13 protein-coding genes are annotated in these 16,992 nt (G+C 52.1%); 6 read left to right on the top strand and 7 right to left on the bottom strand.

All coding sequences use genetic code 11. The annotated features are described in order from the left end of the window. The first annotated feature begins 73 nt into the window (after positions 1–73). The 3 genes from HJG54_RS01010 to HJG54_RS01020 all read left to right on the top strand — a co-directional run bounded on the left by HJG54_RS01010 (position 74) and on the right by HJG54_RS01020 (position 5,901). Positions 74–1,249 (top strand): GNAT family N-acetyltransferase, encoded by a 1,176-nt coding sequence (locus tag HJG54_RS01010; RefSeq protein ID WP_316432843.1) that lies wholly within the window; start codon positions 74–76, stop codon positions 1,247–1,249. Between the two features lie 210 nt (positions 1,250–1,459). Then, complete coding sequence (locus HJG54_RS01015; RefSeq protein WP_316432844.1) at positions 1,460–4,771, top strand: ATP-binding protein; 3,312 nt, start codon at positions 1,460–1,462, stop codon at positions 4,769–4,771. A gap of 80 nt (positions 4,772–4,851) precedes the next feature. After that, entirely contained in the window at positions 4,852–5,901 is a 1,050-nt protein-coding gene (locus tag HJG54_RS01020) for a diguanylate cyclase domain-containing protein (protein ID WP_316432845.1), read from the top strand. Here HJG54_RS01020 and HJG54_RS01025 read toward each other — a convergent pair. After that, a complete protein-coding gene (locus HJG54_RS01025) occupies positions 5,858–7,552 on the bottom strand; it encodes a transglutaminase family protein (RefSeq protein WP_316432846.1) in 1,695 nt (564 codons plus the stop codon). The two genes, HJG54_RS01020 and HJG54_RS01025, sit on opposite strands and share 44 nt — an antisense overlap. Positions 7,553–7,877: 325 nt before the next feature. Here HJG54_RS01025 and HJG54_RS01030 point away from each other — a divergent pair, with 325 nt between their 5' ends. Then, complete coding sequence (locus HJG54_RS01030) at positions 7,878–9,134, top strand: MFS transporter (RefSeq protein ID WP_316432847.1); 1,257 nt, start codon at positions 7,878–7,880, stop codon at positions 9,132–9,134. A gap of 128 nt (positions 9,135–9,262) precedes the next feature. Here HJG54_RS01030 and HJG54_RS01035 read toward each other — a convergent pair whose 3' ends face one another. Next, positions 9,263–9,574 (bottom strand): hypothetical protein, encoded by a 312-nt coding sequence (locus HJG54_RS01035; protein WP_036000912.1) that lies wholly within the window; start codon positions 9,572–9,574, stop codon positions 9,263–9,265. 455 nt (positions 9,575–10,029) lie between these two features. On the opposite strand from HJG54_RS01035, the gene HJG54_RS01040 reads away from it, so the two are divergent. Continuing rightward, positions 10,030–11,673, top strand: coding sequence for a glycosyltransferase family 39 protein (locus HJG54_RS01040; RefSeq protein WP_316432848.1), 1,644 nt, complete (start codon positions 10,030–10,032; stop codon positions 11,671–11,673). A gap of 52 nt (positions 11,674–11,725) precedes the next feature. On the opposite strand, the gene HJG54_RS01045 is transcribed toward HJG54_RS01040, so the two are convergent. The 4 genes from HJG54_RS01045 to HJG54_RS01060 form a co-directional block, all read right to left on the bottom strand. Continuing rightward, positions 11,726–12,190 (bottom strand): hypothetical protein, encoded by a 465-nt coding sequence (locus tag HJG54_RS01045; protein WP_420717307.1) that lies wholly within the window; start codon positions 12,188–12,190, stop codon positions 11,726–11,728. 46 nt (positions 12,191–12,236) lie between these two features. Continuing rightward, positions 12,237–13,436 carry an anhydro-N-acetylmuramic acid kinase gene (locus HJG54_RS01050; protein WP_316432850.1) on the bottom strand — a complete coding sequence of 400 codons (1,200 nt, stop codon included), beginning with the start codon at positions 13,434–13,436 and terminating at the stop codon, positions 12,237–12,239. A 44-nt stretch (positions 13,437–13,480) separates the two neighbouring features. Then, entirely contained in the window at positions 13,481–14,185 is a 705-nt protein-coding gene (locus tag HJG54_RS01055; RefSeq protein WP_316432851.1) for a potassium channel family protein, read from the bottom strand. A 121-nt stretch (positions 14,186–14,306) separates the two neighbouring features. Next, positions 14,307–15,641, bottom strand: coding sequence for a TrkH family potassium uptake protein (locus HJG54_RS01060; protein ID WP_316432852.1), 1,335 nt, complete (start codon positions 15,639–15,641; stop codon positions 14,307–14,309). 66 nt (positions 15,642–15,707) lie between these two features. Here HJG54_RS01060 and HJG54_RS01065 point away from each other — a divergent pair, with 66 nt between their 5' ends. Beyond that, positions 15,708–16,553 carry a methyltransferase domain-containing protein gene (locus tag HJG54_RS01065; RefSeq protein WP_316432853.1) on the top strand — a complete coding sequence of 282 codons (846 nt, stop codon included), beginning with the start codon at positions 15,708–15,710 and terminating at the stop codon, positions 16,551–16,553. 5 nt (positions 16,554–16,558) lie between these two features. On the opposite strand, the gene HJG54_RS01070 is transcribed toward HJG54_RS01065, so the two are convergent. Further along, the gene (locus HJG54_RS01070; protein ID WP_316432854.1) at positions 16,559–16,966 is read right to left on the bottom strand and encodes a hypothetical protein; all 408 of its coding nucleotides are present in this window, start codon (positions 16,964–16,966) and stop codon (positions 16,559–16,561) included. Positions 16,967–16,992 lie beyond the last annotated feature (26 nt).

Raw genomic sequence — 16,992 nt, forward strand, 5'->3', positions numbered from 1 at the left:
TCCCTATCTTTCCCACCCCCCACTCCCCACTCCCCACCCCCTACTCACGCACTCATCCACCCATCCACCCCCTATGGTCGAACAACTCAAGCCCCGCTACTCGGTTGCCTGGATCGACAAGATGGCGGACATTCCGCAAGCCGAATGGGATGCCCTAGCCCTGCCGCTGAAGATGCCGTTCCTGGAATGGGAGTGGCTCAACAACATGGAAACATCCGGTAGTGTCAGCGCCAAAGCAGGCTGGTTGCCCAATCACCTGACGGTCTGGCGAGATCGGACCTTGATTGCGGCGGCTCCTCTGTACCTCAAAGGGCATAGTTATGGCGAGTTTGTGTTTGATCACCAGTGGGCGGATCTGGCCCATCGGCTAGGGATTCAGTACTATCCCAAACTGCTGGGCATGTCGCCTTTCACGCCTGCCGAAGGCTATCGCTTTTTGATCGCGTCGGGCGAAGATGAAGATGAACTGACCGACCTGATGATTGGAGCCATCGATCACTTTTGCATGCGTCATCGGATTTCAGGCTGTAATTTTCTCTATGTGGATCCAGACTGGCGATTGTTGATGGAGCGGCACGGCTTTATAAGCTGGCTGCACCATAGCTATATCTGGTCAAATCAGGGCTTCCAAAGTTTTGATGATTACTTAGCGGCCTTTAATGCTAATCAGCGGCGTAACATTAAGCGAGAGCGCAAAGCGGTGACTCAAGCTGGGCTACGGCTCCAACCCTTAACTGGCGAAGCAATTTCCAAATCCCTGCTCTCTCGTATGTATGACTTCTATAGCGATACGTGCGACAAGTTTGGTTGGTGGGGCAGCAAGTACCTTACCCGCAGATTTTTTGAGCAGCTTTACCCCAACTATTGCGACCGAGTCGTCCTGTTTGCCGTTTATGCTGAGCAGAATCCCCATCCAATTGGCATGTCGTTTTGCCTCACCAAGGGTGATCAGCTCTATGGGCGCTATTGGGGCGCGACGCAAGATTTTGACAATCTACACTTTGATACTTGCTACTACACGCCTATCGAGTGGGCAATTCAGCACCAGATTCAAACGTTTGATCCGGGGGCAGGTGGGCGGCACAAGAAGCGGCGGGGGTTTCCGGCCGCTCCCAACTATTCGCTACACCGCTTCTACGATGCTCGGTTTGCTAAAATCTTGCGCTCCTATATTAGTGAAGTTAACGCTATGGAGCAGCAAGAGATCGAAGCAATCAACCAAGATTTGCCGTTTAAGCAGCAAGGTTGAGGCGAACCTATAGAGGCGAAATCACAGAGGCGAAATCACAGAGGCGAAATCACAGAGGCGAAATCATAGAGGCGAAATCATGGAGGCGAAAATCAGCCTAAATTAGCAATCAATTGGTAATCGATACAGAGCCAGGGATATCTCGCCGCCACTCTTGTCGATAATAAGAGGGCAATAAGAGGGCATTTGCGCTGGAGTAGCACCCCCGCTATGGTTCAGTCAATTCAATCTGCGTTTCGATCTAGGCTGATCTACATTCTCAAGCGTCTACCGCTGCGAGTCGTTCTCAGTATTCCGTTTATTGTGCAAATTGTCGTAATTGTGGGATTGGTGGGTTACCTTTCCCACATCAATGGACAGCAGGCCGTGAATAACCTGGCACAACAGCTAATGAGCGAAGTGCAGAACCGAGTCCAGCAGCATTTGCAAGCCTATACAGGACTGCCGCAACAAATCGTCAAACTGGTGGCCGATGATATTGAGTTGGGGCTAATCAATCTAGAGACCCAGAATTTGCAAGCGCTGGATGCCTATTTTCTGGACCGGATCCAGACCTTTGATACGGTCAGCTTTATCTATGTGGGAGACCAACAGGGTAAGTTTATTGGTGCGGGACCTGTCCACAAAAACGGTGAGGTCTCGTATCTGATTGAAGTCACCGATGGCACCACTGACCGGCACTACATTTCCTATGCGGTGAATAAATCCGGCCAACGCACTCGCCCCTTAAATGCAGTGCCCAACTACGATCCACGCCAACGTCCCTGGTACCAAGCAGCTGTGGCAGCCGGTAAAGCGACCTGGAGCGAGATCTATCCCTTTATCGGAGAAGCGAATGAAGGGTTAACAATCACTGCGGTTAAACCGTTTCGCAGTCCGAGTGGTCTCAGGGGCGTAGCAGCAGTCGATCTGTATTTGAACGATATTGAACGCTTTCTTAAACAGCTCAAAGTGGCTAAATCAGGCCAAATTTTTATTTTGGAGCCGACTGGCGTTTTGGTGGCAAGTTCTACCCCACAACCCACCTACAGCGTTGTTAATCAGCGGCTCCAGCGGGTGCCTGCTCTGGAGAGTGATAATCCGCTCATGCGCTCAACAGTCAGCCATGTGATCCAGCAGTTCGGGGGGTTAGACCAAATTGACCAACCACAACAGCTCAAGTTCAATCTTGAGGGTGCCCCCCATTTTGTGCAGATAACGCCTTGGCAAGACGGGTTCGGGTTGGATTGGGTGCTGATGGAAGTGGTACCCGAATCAGATTTCATGACCCAAATCTATGCCAACACGCGCACAACCTTTCTGCTCTGTGCTGTTGCCATGCTGGTTGCCATCACGGTTAGTGTCATGACTGCTCGCTGGGTGATTACTCCAATCCGCAAGTTGAATCGAGCTGCCAAGCAAATAGCCAAAGGGCAGTGGAAGCAGCCGATTGCGATTCACCGAGCCGATGAAGTCGGAGAGCTGGCCAATTCGTTTAACCAGATGGCAGCCCAGCTTCAGCTTTCGTTTGATGCGTTGCATCAGGAGCAACAGCAGCTTGCTAAATTTCTGGAGGCGATTCCGGTGGGTATTTGTGTGGTTGAACCGAGCGGCAGCATCAGCTACATGAATCAGACGGCTCAGCACCTGCTCGGGCAGACTTTTAAGCCGAATTTGGCGATGCACACGCTAAAGCACTTTTATCAAACTAACCTGGGAGCCAACCGCCCCTATCCGCCCGACCAACTACCCTCAACCCGCGCTCTGCATGGAGAAAACATTACCGTAGAAGATATCGAAATTCACCTAGCCGACCGCACGGTTCCTTTGGAGGTGCGAGCAACGCCCGTTTTTGATGCCAGCGGAACGGTTAACTATGCCATCCTTGCGTTTCAGGACATCAGCGAGCGCAAACAGGCCGAAAAGCTGCTGGCCGACTATAACCGGATTTTAGAAGCCCGGATTGCCGAACGCACTGTTGAACTGACTCGCACCAACCTGGAACTGGAACGGGCTAAACAGGCTGCTGAAGCTGCCAATCACGCCAAAAGCGCATTTTTAGCCAACATGAGCCACGAGTTGCGCACCCCACTCAATGCCATTCTGGGGTTTGCCCAAATCATGTGTGTAGACCCGCGCACTACGCCAGAACAGCAGCACAATCTGCGGATCATTAACCGCAGCGGCGAACATTTACTCAGTTTGATCAACAATGTGCTGGACTTGTCCAAAATCGAAGCGGGACGAGTGGATTTGGTAGAAATCAACTTCAACCTGAGCGAACTGCTAGAAACCATTGACAGTATCCTGCGGCAACGAGCTGAAGCGAAAGGACTCCAGTTACAAGTGATCAGCGCTCCCGATGTACCTCAGCAAGTTGTTGGAGATGCCAATAAACTGCGACAAGTGCTGATTAATTTGATGAGCAATGGCATTAAGTTCACCGAAAAAGGCAGCGTGACCCTTAGAGTATCGGTGATTCCCAACCATTCCCAATGGCTGAGTTTTGAAGTATCCGATACAGGCATTGGCATTCCAGTAGAGGAGGTGGACCGCATCTTTGATGCCTTTGAACAGTCCAGCAATGGCAAAATTGCTCCAGAGGGAACCGGCTTGGGGTTAACCATCAGCCACAAATTTATTGAACTGATGGGCGGAACTATCGCAGTTTACAGCCGCCCTGGCCAAGGCAGTACCTTCACGGTTAGTTTGCCCCTCTGCCCTATCGACACCAAGCCTTTACCCGATGAAGCAGTGCCTTGTTCGGAAAGTGAGAGCGTTCTGCATTGCCCGGAAAGTAATCGGTCTAGCCATCGTCAAATCACGGGTTTAGCTCCTGGACATCCCCTCTACCGAATTCTGATCGTGGATGACCAAGCCGAAAATCGAGAATTGCTGATGCGCATGTTGACCGTGCTGCGGTTGGAGCTACGCGAAGCGACCAACGGAGAAGAAGCAATCCGCTTGTGGCAACAGTGGCAGCCTGATTTAATTCTGCTCGATATCTACATGCCAACGATGAACGGCTTGATCGCGGCCCAAAAAATTCGCCAACTCGAAGCTGCGGCTCCCAAGACGACCCCCAACCCCCGGTTTTCTCGGATTATTGCCCTCTCGGCTAGCGTGTTGGAAAAAGACCGGCAAGAAGCACTGGCAGCAGGCTGTAATGGCTTCCTGGGTAAACCGTTCCAAACTAGCGAGCTGTATGAGGTGATCGCTCAGCAGTTGGAGTTACGCTATCATTACACCGAAGCAGCAGCACCTGAAGTGCTACCACCTGTCCCCTCAATGCCGCAGCGAATACCTGCTAGGGTACCGAGCCGGCACCGCTCAGCATCTCTCGACTTCATGCCGTCCCAGTGGCGGGACCAACTCTATCAAGCGGCGATCCGCTGTCGAGATGAACAGGTGATTGAGCTACTCGAACAAATTCCGACTAGCTACAGCGCCTTAGCCGATGAACTCTATACCCATGCTCAGAAATTCCAGTTTGAGATGATTCTGCAACTGCTTCACGGGTACTCTAATCAGGATAGGTTCTAATTATCGACTAGCATAATCACCTGAAATTACCTAGATAATTAGGAATCTGGCACAATTCGTTGGGACGGGGAGCCTACTGGATGGCTGATGATGTAGCCACAATTTTGATTGTGGACGACCGAGTCGATAACTTACTTGTTTTGACCAGCCTCCTTAAAAGCCATGGTTACGAGGTGCGCAAAGCGCGGGGCGGCCAGATTGCTCTTCAAACCGTGCAAATTGAACCGCCCGATTTGATTTTGCTAGACATCCGGATGCCGGAAGTTAGCGGTTATGAGGTTTGCGCTCAGCTCAAGGCCAACCCAGTCACTCAAGATATTCCGATCATTTTCCTCAGCGCCCTCAACGAAATTGACGATCGGATGGCCGCCTTTGCCGCGGGCGGGGCCGACTACATTACTAAACCGTTTCATACCGCAGAAGTGTTAGCCCGGATTCATGGCCAACTGACGATTCAACGCCAGCGGCAACAGCTAATCGAGCAAAACCAGCGGTTGCAGCAGGAAATTCAGGAGCGCCAGCGGATTGAGCAAGCGCTGCGGCAAGCCAACCTCGAGCTAGAACGTCTTGCTTCGTTAGACAGCCTCACCCAAATTTCCAACCGTCGCCGGTTCGATGAGTATCTGTCGGTCGAGTGGCGGCAGGCCCATCGCGATCAAACCTACCTCTCGTTGATCCTCTGCGATGTGGATTGCTTCAAAGCCTACAACGATCACTATGGCCATCATGCGGGAGATAGCTGTTTGCAGCAGGTCGCCCAGGCGATCCATCAAACTCTGCACGCTAGCGACTTAGTAGCCCGCTATGGCGGCGAAGAATTTGCAATTGTGTTGCCCCAAACTGATATTTATCAGGCCATCCTGATGGCTAAACGCATTCAATCCAGAATTTCTGAGCTGAAAATCCCCCACGACTGCTCGTTCATCAGCCCTTACCTAACCGTGAGCCTGGGAATCTGGAGCCAAATTCCAGACTTTGCCTACACTCCTGCTACGGCGATCATGGCTGCCGATACCGCTCTCTATGCCGCCAAAGCGGCTGGCCGCAACTGCTGGCGGTGTCATGATGAATCTCAACTTTTGCTGCCTAAGGCGTCGGACTCGGAGGAGGCAATTCCTGCAAAATCGTAAACCGAATGTGATTGAGCGCTAGATCGCCAATCGAAATCTCCTCCGGCAAGTCCGATGCAGCAATTTTTTCAAACGGGATGCCTTTAGCAATTTCAGCGTGGAACCAGGGCAGCCCCATAAAGAAGCGGGTGGGATAGGGACCGCCTTCCTGCACGTCATCCACATTCGATTCCATGGGCAACCAGCCAAAACCCGGCAGATAAAATTCTAGCCAGACATGATTAAAGTCGGGCTGCAACGGCACTTGGCGCTGGTCGGGATCGGGTGGGCACTTATAGCGGCCTACAGTACGGCAGGCAATGCCATTCAGGCGGGCTAGGGCTAGCAGAATGCCGACATATTCACCACAGGAACCCGTTCCCCGATCTAGGGCTACATCAGGTGTATCAATGTGGGGTTTAATGCTGTAGGACAACCGATCGTAGACGTAATTGCGAATTTTCAAGATTTTCCGCAGCAGATTGGTCTCCGTGCCGATTGCCTCCTGCGCCGCCCGTCGGATTGCCGGAGTATCCATGGCCAAATCGTCGTCATCGATGAGATAGCGCTGCTGAAATTCAGATGAAAGGGGCGGTAGGTTTTCCACATCTCGTGGCGTCAACTGGTACTTAATCCCCCGCACCTCCAGAAGCGCTTTCCAGCCAAATACCTGCCCTTCACACGCCTGCAGCCGATTAAACCGAAACACAGCCACCCGCTGCCCCTGCTGTTCTTCTTCGGTAAAGGGAATGCCGACGGGTTCTACCCGCAACACCGTTTGCCGATCGGTGGTAGCAGGCAGAGCAATCCGCCATTCTAGATCGGTCAGCGGCACCTCTTCTAGGGGCGAAATTTCTTCCACATAGGACATTTCCACCAGATAGCCATTGGAGAGGGCATAGCGCTTAGCAGCATCGTAGTGAACATGCAGCGGATGAATAAAGGTGCGGTCGCGCGTGGTTAGCTCTTTTGGGTTTTCCTCGTCGTTAGGGTTGTCGCGAATGTAGTATTCTTCCTCGGCATAGGCGACATAAAGAATATCCTCGCCGCCTTGGGGATTGGGATGAAAGGTGAGGTCAGAGGGGTTGGCATAGGGCGTCAGCACGCTGAAGTGCAGCTCCCCAGTGGCCCGGTCCATGCAGTAAACCGAGCGTTCGATATCATCACAAATCCATAGCTCTTCGTTGCGAATCGTCAACCGTTCAATCCCAACACCGGGTGCTGAGAAACGGGTAATTTCCCGACCGCTGTTGCGGTCAAACACCAAAATGTAGCCCAACTTTTGACAAGACACATAAACCGCCGACTGCCAGACTGCCACTCCATTCACTGGGTAGGGCAAGGAGACAAAATGATGAGGCGTAAAGTCACTCAGGCTGCACCAATACACGTCGTTGTCGCGAGCAAACCAGACCTGCTGCTGCCATACGGCTAGGCCCGAGCCATCCAAAAACTCTTCGACCTGAAGGGAATTCAAAATGGTTGTATCATCGTTGCGGCAGTTTACCCGCATCAAATAGCCGCGGACTGTATCGAGCGCTAGCAGATGTTCTCCATCAGAAGCCAGCCCTGAGAGGATATAAACTGCAAAGGGGCGAACCGTGCGGCGACGGTAGTCTACACCCGTATCAGGAGATGCTGGTTGGGCAGAAGGGGCGGATTCTAGCAGCATAATCAATTACGTTGGGATTCGTCCCCCAATCATAAACAAAACTGTCTAGGACTTACATGTACCAGGGGAACAGTTTTCTAACAGGCTATTAACACCATACTGGTTGGCGGCACGATGGATAGTCCAATTGTCTATTTGTCTTTTGTCTATGGACGAAAAGATGGCTGATAAAGATGGCTGATAAAGACGGCTGACAAAGACTGGAATGGTTGCTCAAATCGCCTCCTCTCAACCTATAGCCCTGCAGATACTCAGGAAGCGGAGTTATGGATTTTTAGTTTTGAATTTTCAAATTCCCTGAAAATACTTTTGTGATTTTTCTGCCATGAATCTAACCCAAAAGTTCAGTGCCTGGTTGCCCCGGATTGATCAACGGCTATGGATCCTCATCTTCGGGCGGTTGCTGTCGCAGGTCGGTACTGGGTTTGTCATGTTTTATGCGGCTGTTTTCTTCGTGAATCAGGTGGGACTTTCGCCGTCTGCGGTTGGATTTGGCATTGGCAGCGAATCCATTTCCGGTGTAGTGGGGCGGATCGTAGGCGGTACCTTGGCCGATTCTCCTCGCTGGGGTCGCCGCAAGATTCTGCTCATTTCAGCAGCCATTTCGGCCCTAGCAGATGTGGTTCTAACATTTAGCCACGACTTTCCCACCTTTCTACTCGGTAATTTACTCATGGGGCTGGGGGTAGGGCTATATTGGCCGGCTACCGAAGCGGTCGTTGCCGATTTAACCAATCTGCAAAATCGCAGTGAAGCCTTTGCCCTAAACCGACTGGCAGACAGTTTGGGCCTTGGTTTGGGTGTAGTGTTTGGCGGTTGGCTCATTGCAGCGACCGGGGCTTACCGAGCCATGTTTGTCATTGATGGCATCTCGTTCACGATCTTCCTGGCCGTTATCTACAAAGCCATTCCAGAAACCCTGAACCCTCATCAGGTGTCGCTCCCAGCGCTCAAGGGTTGGGCTATAGCATTGCGGGATCGACCGCTATTAATTTTCATCCCAGCTAACATTCTGTTCACGACCTATCTGGCCCTACTCAACACCGCTCTGCCGCTTTACCTGACTCAATTCGTTTCGACCACTCCGGCCCAAACCTTTAACCCGGCCATGCTGAGCCTCCTGTTTGCTTGGTACATCGGGCTATGTGTGCTTTGCCAACTGCCAGTCATCCGCTCCCTCCAGCGGTTCAGCTATCCCCATGCTCTGATGCTTTCAGCTTTGAGTTGGGCGCTTGGCTTCGTCCTAATCTGGAACACGGGCCGTGTTACGAACGGGCATCCGCTCTGGGCTGGGCTGGCATTAGCCGTGATGGCAATTGCAACCGTGGCTTACACGCCATCTGCTTCTTCACTGATCATTCATCTGGCACCTGAATCGCTACGAGGAGTGTATTTGTCGATCAATTCGCTCTGCTGGGCAGCAGGTTATTTTGTTGGTCCAACAATCGGAGGATGGGCAATGGGTGAGCCACGAGCCGTAGCCGATGGCTTCTGGATTGCCGCCCTGTTCAGCGTTGCTGGCGTCCTGTTAATTTTGCAAATTCTGGCTCAGCACATGCAGAGGCTACAGACCAGCGATTGAAGTGGGCGGAAGAATCGGGTTAGATTCCCCGGCCCTTGAGGCGTTCGTATTTGGTCATGTGAACCGGAATCCCCCACCGCAAGCAGCGGGGTGAGTTTATTTCAAGTTGACGAATTCATTCTGCCAACTCATTCTGCCAACTCATTCTGCCAGCTGGCGATGCCGCGAAACACAGGTGGAATTTCTCCCTGTTCCGTTGGAAACTCCAGCGTGGTTTCCGAGAGGCCAAGGTAGCCTGATTCTGCAAAAGCCAGCAACACCCGCCGCAACGCTAGCCATACTTCCGATTCATATTCCCAATCACCGCCGTAGGGAGTGTTGCCAGCGATGGCCTTCAAGGCCCAGAAATAGCTGTTGCGCACCACAGACCCCTGCTTTTTGTACTGGGGCAGGTCTTCACTGTGGATAAATACAACTTCGTTATCAATTTTGGCTCTCATTAGATCTGAATCAGGAACATTTCAACTAAAAATCCATTCAAATACCAATCCTGGCAGCAGCACTCCATACCTGAGGAGCAGGAACGGTCATCCAATGGCCAGGACTTAGTACATGCGTTCTAGTTCATTATAAACCCTTTGCTCAAGCTAGAGAGTTTATCCTGTCCATCCACTTGATAACCTTTTCTTAACATTTGGTCGATCCTCGCCTACTATTGTCTGTTAATTAATTGCCTGTTACAGCCTTTTTCAGGCTAGTGAAGTACGAAAAACGAGGTGCAGGGGCAGTGCTCCGCCCCCATACCTCACATGAGTGAAAAACGCTGTAATTAATTGCCTGTTAGCTACCTGTTAGCTAATTGTTATTCACTGTCTGTTACCTAGAGGGAATTTGGGCTAGAGGTTGGGACAGCAAATTTGATGGTGCACCGCTAAATGGGTGGGAGGAGAACACAATGAGCATGACAATGAAGAGTCGGATAGACCGCTGGAGCCGCTTAAATTGGTTGGCATGGTTGGCGGTGGTCATGATCGTGCTGGGAGTTGGTTTTCGCTTGATAGCGCTTGACCACAAAATCTTTTGGCACGATGAAGTGTACACCTCAATGCGGGCTGCAGGTTTCACCCGGCAGGAAATTGACAATCAGCTGTTTCAAAACCATTTCCTTGCCGCGCCGGAACTCCAGTTCTTTCAGCAGATCAAACCCGGCAGCACCACCGCCGATACGGTCCATTCCCTGATAGTCGAGGATCCGCAGCATCCACCCCTCTACTTTGTGATGGCCCGCTACTGGATGCAGCAATTCGGCAGTTCGATCGCAGCCTCACGGCTCCTACCAGCGTTGATGAGCTTGTTGAGCCTGCCGCTGATGTATGGGCTGGCGGTGGAGCTGTTTGCAAGTTCCTCTACCGCGCTGCTGGCAACGGCTTTTCTGGCTCTTTCCCCGTTCGATATTCTATTTGCACAAACGGCACGACAGTATAGTCTGCTGACAGTCGTGATTTTGGGCAGCAGTTGGCTGTTGCTGCGAGCGATGCGGCAGTCTACTGGCAGGCGCTGGGCTGGCTATGGGTTAAGCGTAGCCTTAGGGTTATACACCCATCCGTTTTTTGCCCTAACGCTGCTGGCCCATGCTGGCTATGTGATCGGCATGAGTGCGGTATCTGGTCGGGCTGCGGCTTTGAGCTGGAGCTGGCAGGTGGTCGCGAAGGGGGTGAAAGACAGACGGATCTGGGAATTTGGGCTAAGCGTTCTGGCCGCTCTGCTAGTCTATAGCCCCTGGATTTGGGTGTTACTGCATCAGCACCAGCGAGCCAATGCCACCACAGACTGGACCAGGGCCGAAGTCGGTTTGCCCTATTTGCTAAAGCTATGGACTTTGAGCTTCACCAGTTTGTTTATCGACCTCGACTTTGGGTTTGACAATCCACTCACCTTTCTGGCGCGCCTGCCGTTTGTGGTTTTAATTCTGCTGGCTCTGTATCGCGTCTATCGTCACACCCCAGTACGAACCTGGCTATTCATTTTCACGACCATTTTTGTACCATTTTTGCTGTTGGCCATTCCCGATCTGATCTTGGGTGGCAAACGTTCGGCAGTCAGCCGCTACCTGATTTCTTGCTTTCCAGGTATTCAGTTAGCTGTTGCCTATTTGCTCTCCCATAAAGTGTTAGCAAATAAAGGGGCCGTCAATAAACTGTGGCGCGCTGTTTTGGCACTGTGTTTAGCGAGCAGTGTGCTTTCTGCTAGCATCAGTGCCGCTGCTGAAAGTTGGTGGAACAAGGATCTCAGCTATAGCAACGCTGAAATTATTCACCTCGTCAATGCCACAGCAGATCAAAATCCGGTGATGCTCAGCGACATGGGAGACGACTACACCAACATGGGAGACTTAGTTTCCCTCAGCTATGGTCTGCAACCCAATGTGCGGCTGTTTTTAGCCAGCGCCACACCCGATCTGACTCCATTGGCTCAGGAGCCTAACATTTTTGTGTTCCGAGCCTCCCAGTCGCTAGAAGCGGCAATTAAACAGCAGGGCTGGCAGCTAACGCCCGTATCAGATCGAGCCAGGCTGTGGCGAATTTCTCAAGATCTGTGATTGGGATGAGAATGTCCAGAAAAATATCTAGAAAAAATATCTAGAGAAGATATCAATCGGGCTGGCGTTCAACAATTGCCTCCATCGTGCTGGTTAAATAATGACCCGCCATAATGCTGCTAGAAAGACAGTATTTGTCTACGCCAAACTGATGCAGGGTTTCAAAGCCAGAGCGGCGCTGCCGGTCGCCCAGTACCCAGTAGCGCTGCACAATTGATTCAGGCGCAATCCAGCCTTCTCCTTCGACCCGACCCAACAGGCTGTGTTGCAGCACAAAGGTATATTGCCGCTCTCCAGCGTTCAGGCGTCCGCGATATTGCAGCGAAATTTCTTCCCGACTTGAACCAGGAAAAATCAGCTTGGTCACCATCGTGAACCAATCATCGCGGCTCCAGGCCACCAGAATTTTGCCCTTCACCGGCACTGGTAGCGCATCCCGATCCAGCCAGTTGCCCTGTAACGTCCAACGTCCAGATTCTAGAAGAAAGTTGTGATTCACAGTGCGAGTCCTTGTCATTTTGCCCGCGTGATGCAAACGCCAAACCCGATAGCACCCCATGCTATCATGCAGTATTTTGGTCCCCCAGGTGAATTTCCCCTAGGAGAACGGATCGTCTTGCTCCAGTCACCTCCGGGAGATTACCGGGAATGTCCCAATACCGCCAGTAGGCTAGAACGGCGAAGGCAATCGCTTCTTTGAAGTCTGCACTCAGCCCAAAGTCATCTGTGGTGCCCACTTGGGTTGATTCTAGATTAGCCTGGAGGCGCTGTTTCAGATAGGCATTGCGGCTGCCACCACCACACAGCAGCACCTGATCGGGCAAGTGGGGCAAAAATCGCTGGTAACTATCAGCGATCGACGCGGCGGTCAGTTCCGTCAGGGTCGCCAGCAGATCGGCAGCACTCAACTGATAGGGTGCAGCATCCTGGCAGCACTGCTCTAAATAAGCCACCCCAAACAGCTCGCGTCCGGTGGACTTGGGGGGAGGCTGATGAAAGAAATCCTGCTGTAGCCATTGTTGCACCAGCGTTTGGCAAGGAGTTCCCTGGGCAGCCCAAGCGCCATCTCGATCAAATGTGAACTTACCGTTGGAGAGCCGCTGCACTGCCAGATCGAGCAAAGAATTGCCGGGGCCAGTATCCCAGCCGCGCAAGAGTGCTGATTTCGCTTTAGCAGGCAGGTAGGTGACATTGCCAATCCCGCCAATGTTCTGCACACAGCGATCAAGGGTGTCATGGCGCAACAGATAGGCATCTACCGGCGGCACCATCGGCGCACCCTGTCCGGCAGCAGCAATATCGGCAGCTCGAAAATTGCTCACCGTTGTAATGCCTGTGAGGTACGCAATCAAGGCACCACGTCCGAGCTGCATACTGTAGCCCAGTTCAGAGACGCGGTTTGGCGTGGCTTTCCCCTTTAAGTGGGCTGGCTGAGGTGGGCGATGGTAGACCGTTTGCCCGTGAGAGCCAATCAAATCGGCAGGCGGATAGCCAACTTGCACCTGCATAGCAGCCTCAGCAAAAACGGCGGCAATCGCGTCATCCAGAACTGCCAGTTCCGCCATCGACAGCGGTTCCCCAGCACAGACCGCCAGAATCTGCGAGCGCAGCGCCTCAGGATAGGGATAGGTTGCACCATTGAGCAGCGTAATCTGGAGGTCATCCGTTGTTCCCGTAATTTCGACCAACGCTGCATCAACCCCATCTACAGAGGTGCCGCTAATTAACCCAACAACGCGCCGCCCCTGGATAGCTTGCCCCATGCACTCAACTCAAAACTCAAAACTCAAAACTCAAAACTCACTCTCTAGACCGGCAACCGATCAATACACTTGTTAGACCCGATCACCACCATCAGCCAGCCCTTTTGCAGCCGTGTCACCGGACTGGGATTGATTTCAAACGTACCTTCCTTGCAAACAGCTAGCAAATTCAGACCATAGCGCTTGCGCAAATCCAGATCGGCAATGGTTTTACCATCAAATTCGGCCGGAACCACGACTTCAACGATACTGTTGTCGGGGTCCAGTTCAAACCGCTCCAATAGCCCAGGCCGAGTCAACGAGCGAGCCAACTCACAGCCCATCTCATGCTCTGGATAGACGATGTGATCGGCTCCGACCCGCTTCAGTAGCTTGCCGTGGATGTCTGACGAGGCTTTGGCAACTACATGGGGCACCCCCCCTTCCTTCAGGTTGAGCACCGTAATCACGCTCTCCTGCACAAAGTTGCCAATCGACACAATTACCGTATCAAACTCGTAGAGTCCCGCTTCTTTGAGAGCAGTGGGATCCGTGGAGTCTAGCGTCAGGGCATGAGAAACCAGCTCATCGTTGAGAATCCGATTGACTCGCCGTTCGTCCATATCGACGCCCAAGACTTCGTAGCCCAGATGATGGAGCGTCATACAAACCGCGCGGCCAAACCGGCCTAAACCGATCACCGCAAACTGGCGATTATTGGCCCGCAGACTTTTGAAAAAACTCAGAGATGAAAGAGAAGAGAGACCCACAATGGCAGCCCCAATAATGAAGATTTAAGGACTTTCGTTACGTTACTTCTAACCATGTAACCCTTTCAAGTTATCAAAAAACTTAACACAGTTGCTGCCGCAAAAGCTGAGGGGAAATCGGTTAACCGATCAGGAGATTTTCTTCCGGGTAATTAATCATACTGGGGGATGGATCGCCCAAAATCGCTGAAATCAAGAGTAATACCCCCACTCGCCCAATATACATTGTAGCGATCAGCACTAATTTAGCCGAAGTGGAAACCGCTGCCGTAATTCCTGTCGAAAGGCCAACCGTGGCAAATGCCGAAACCGCTTCAAACAGGATCCGGATAAACTCTACTTCCGGGTCAGCCAAGGCGATTAACGTCGTAGCTAGAATGACCGTCATGATCGAACCAAATACCACGCCAACGGCCTTGAGGATCAATGTCATCGGAATTTGGCGCTGATAGCTCACAACTTCTTCCTTCCCTTGTAAAACTGCTTTAGTACAGTCAAACAAAATTCGAAAGGTTGTGGTTTTGATACCGCCACCCGTCCCACCGGGGCTAGCGCCAATAAACATCAGGGCGATTGTAATAAACAGGCCAGCGTCGGTCATCTTGCCGTAGTCGATGCTGTTGAAGCCGGCGGTGCGAGGCACAACGCCCTGAAACCAGGCCAGCAGCAGCTTTTCGTTGAAGTTGTACTGGGAAAAGGTTTCGGGATTGTCATACTCAACTAGTAGAAAGGCAATCGTGCCTACCGCTAGCAGCAGCAGTGTGGTGCTCACCACAATCTTGAAATGAAGCGAAAAAATCAGCCGTCCTCGTCGCCTTTGTACCCGATCCCGTAACCAGAGATAGCCATCCATAATCACCTGATAACCAATCCCCCCAAAAATAATTAGCAGCGGAATAATAATGTTAATCGGAACCGAGGTGGCATAACTGATGAAATTGTCGGGAAACAGGCCAAATCCGGCATTGTTGAAGGCGCTGATGCTGTGAAACAACGAGAGCCACAAACCCCGGTCCCAACCATAGTCGGGTACAAACACGGGCAGCATGGCAAAGGTACCCGTCAGCTCAAAGATCAGCGTCACAGCAATAATTGACCGTAGCAATTTGTCCACACCTGACAGGCCCTGCTGATCCAATGACTGCTGAATTGCCAGCTTATCGCGCAGGCCGAATTTGCGTCCCAGCAGCAGCAGCAAAAACGTGGTGGCCGTCATGTAGCCCAGCCCGCCAACCTGAATCAGCAGCATGATAAAGAGCTGCCCCCAAAAGGAAAAGTAGGTGCCCGTATCGACAACCACCAACCCAGTGACACAAACCGCTGAAGTCGAGGTAAATAGCGCTGTTACCAGATCACCCCAAGCTCCGGTCGCGGTAGAAATAGGCAGGGTGAGCAGCAGCGTACCCACCAGAATTACGGCAATAAATCCTAAACAAACTGTACGAGCAACCGTCATGGGTGGGTTCCTTCCAGGCAGGTTTAGCGGTAGAACTAAAAGGGATTTTCGAGAGTATTGCCTAGCATGACCGACACGCTTCAGCAAAAAATTCAACGATTTTACGATGCCTCTTCGGGTCTATGGGAACGAACCTGGGGAGAGCACATGCATCACGGATATTATGGCGCAGACGGTACCCAGCGCAAGGAGCGACGCCAAGCCCAGATTGATCTGATCGAGGAATTACTTCATTGGGGGAACGTGCACCAAGCTGAGCGCATTCTAGATGTGGGCTGTGGGATTGGCGGTAGTTCGCTCTACTTGGCCGAAAAATTCAACGCCAGTGCTGCCGGAATTACCCTCAGTCCAGTCCAGGCGCAGCGAGCGCAGGAACGGGCAACTGCAGCGGGTTTGGCGAATCGCGTGACGTTTCAGGTGGCCGATGCCTTGGCGATGCCGTTTCCCGATGCTGCTTTTGATTTGGTCTGGTCGTTGGAAAGCGGCGAACATATGCCGGATAAGCCGCAGTTCTTGCAGGAGTGCTACCGGGTTTTGCAACCAGGCGGCACCTTGTTGATGGCAACCTGGTGTCACCGTCCTACCGACTCTCAGCCCCTTACCCCAGAAGAACAGCAGCATTTGCAGAAAATCTACGATGTCTACTGTTTACCCTACGTGATCTCGTTGCCCGAATATGCGGAAATTGCTCAAACAATCGGGTTTCAATCGATTCGCACGGCTGACTGGTCAGAGGCGGTAGCCCCCTTTTGGAACGTGGTGATCGACTCAGCCTTAACGCCAACCGCAATTGTGGGACTGATTCAGTCCGGCTGGACTACGATTCAGGCTGCTCTATCGCTGGGGTTAATGAGCCGAGGCTATCAGCGGGGTTTGGTCAAATTTGGTGTCCTCAGGGCCACGAAATCCTAGCAACATCAAACCTTGGCGGGATTGCGGACACGCTCCTCGATGTCTTCCAGGGTTCTCAGCACGAGTCGCTTGGCTTCTAGCTTCCAGCCCCATTTTTGAATCCTGATTGCCAGGGCTGTGCCGATAATAGTGGCGAGGAAGTCAACCGGCTGCATAAAGGAAATTCCTAACAGCAGGCCCAAACCCGCAATGCCCCAAAACGGCAGGGCCACTGTTTGACGCTGGGTTTCTACCAGTTTGGCCAAGCCGCCATCGGGTAATTCAGCCTGCAACTGGGCTTTGATTTGTTTTTGTTCGGCAGCACTGACCGAGAGGCCAATCTTCTGCCGCAGCTTTTCGATTTTGCGGGCATCGGTGCTGTATTGGGTGAGTTCGTCTTCTGCCATTAAAATCAACCGTTCATACTGACCCACTGAATTTTTACCTCCTGGTAATGTGA

It is taken from the genome of Leptolyngbya sp. NK1-12, from assembly GCF_032598965.1.
Classification (GTDB): domain Bacteria; phylum Cyanobacteriota; class Cyanobacteriia; order Elainellales; family Elainellaceae; genus Elainella.

What these genes read in the sequence shown, in the direction of transcription:
- HJG54_RS01030 (WP_316432847.1), top strand. Translation starts at nt 7,878, where the DNA reads ATGAATCTAACCCAAAAGTTCAGTGCCTGGTTGCCCCGGATTGATCAA.
- HJG54_RS01010 (WP_316432843.1), top strand. Translation starts at nt 74, where the DNA reads ATGGTCGAACAACTCAAGCCCCGCTACTCGGTTGCCTGGATCGACAAG.
- HJG54_RS01015 (WP_316432844.1), top strand. Translation starts at nt 1,460, where the DNA reads ATGGTTCAGTCAATTCAATCTGCGTTTCGATCTAGGCTGATCTACATT.
- HJG54_RS01060 (WP_316432852.1), bottom strand. Translation starts at nt 15,641, where the DNA reads ATGACGGTTGCTCGTACAGTTTGTTTAGGATTTATTGCCGTAATTCTG.
- HJG54_RS01045 (WP_420717307.1), bottom strand. Translation starts at nt 12,190, where the DNA reads ATGACAAGGACTCGCACTGTGAATCACAACTTTCTTCTAGAATCTGGA.
- HJG54_RS01020 (WP_316432845.1), top strand. Translation starts at nt 4,852, where the DNA reads ATGGCTGATGATGTAGCCACAATTTTGATTGTGGACGACCGAGTCGAT.
- HJG54_RS01040 (WP_316432848.1), top strand. Translation starts at nt 10,030, where the DNA reads ATGAGCATGACAATGAAGAGTCGGATAGACCGCTGGAGCCGCTTAAAT.
- HJG54_RS01035 (WP_036000912.1), bottom strand. Translation starts at nt 9,574, where the DNA reads ATGAGAGCCAAAATTGATAACGAAGTTGTATTTATCCACAGTGAAGAC.
- HJG54_RS01050 (WP_316432850.1), bottom strand. Translation starts at nt 13,436, where the DNA reads ATGGGGCAAGCTATCCAGGGGCGGCGCGTTGTTGGGTTAATTAGCGGC.
- HJG54_RS01065 (WP_316432853.1), top strand. Translation starts at nt 15,708, where the DNA reads ATGACCGACACGCTTCAGCAAAAAATTCAACGATTTTACGATGCCTCT.
- HJG54_RS01025 (WP_316432846.1), bottom strand. Translation starts at nt 7,552, where the DNA reads ATGCTGCTAGAATCCGCCCCTTCTGCCCAACCAGCATCTCCTGATACG.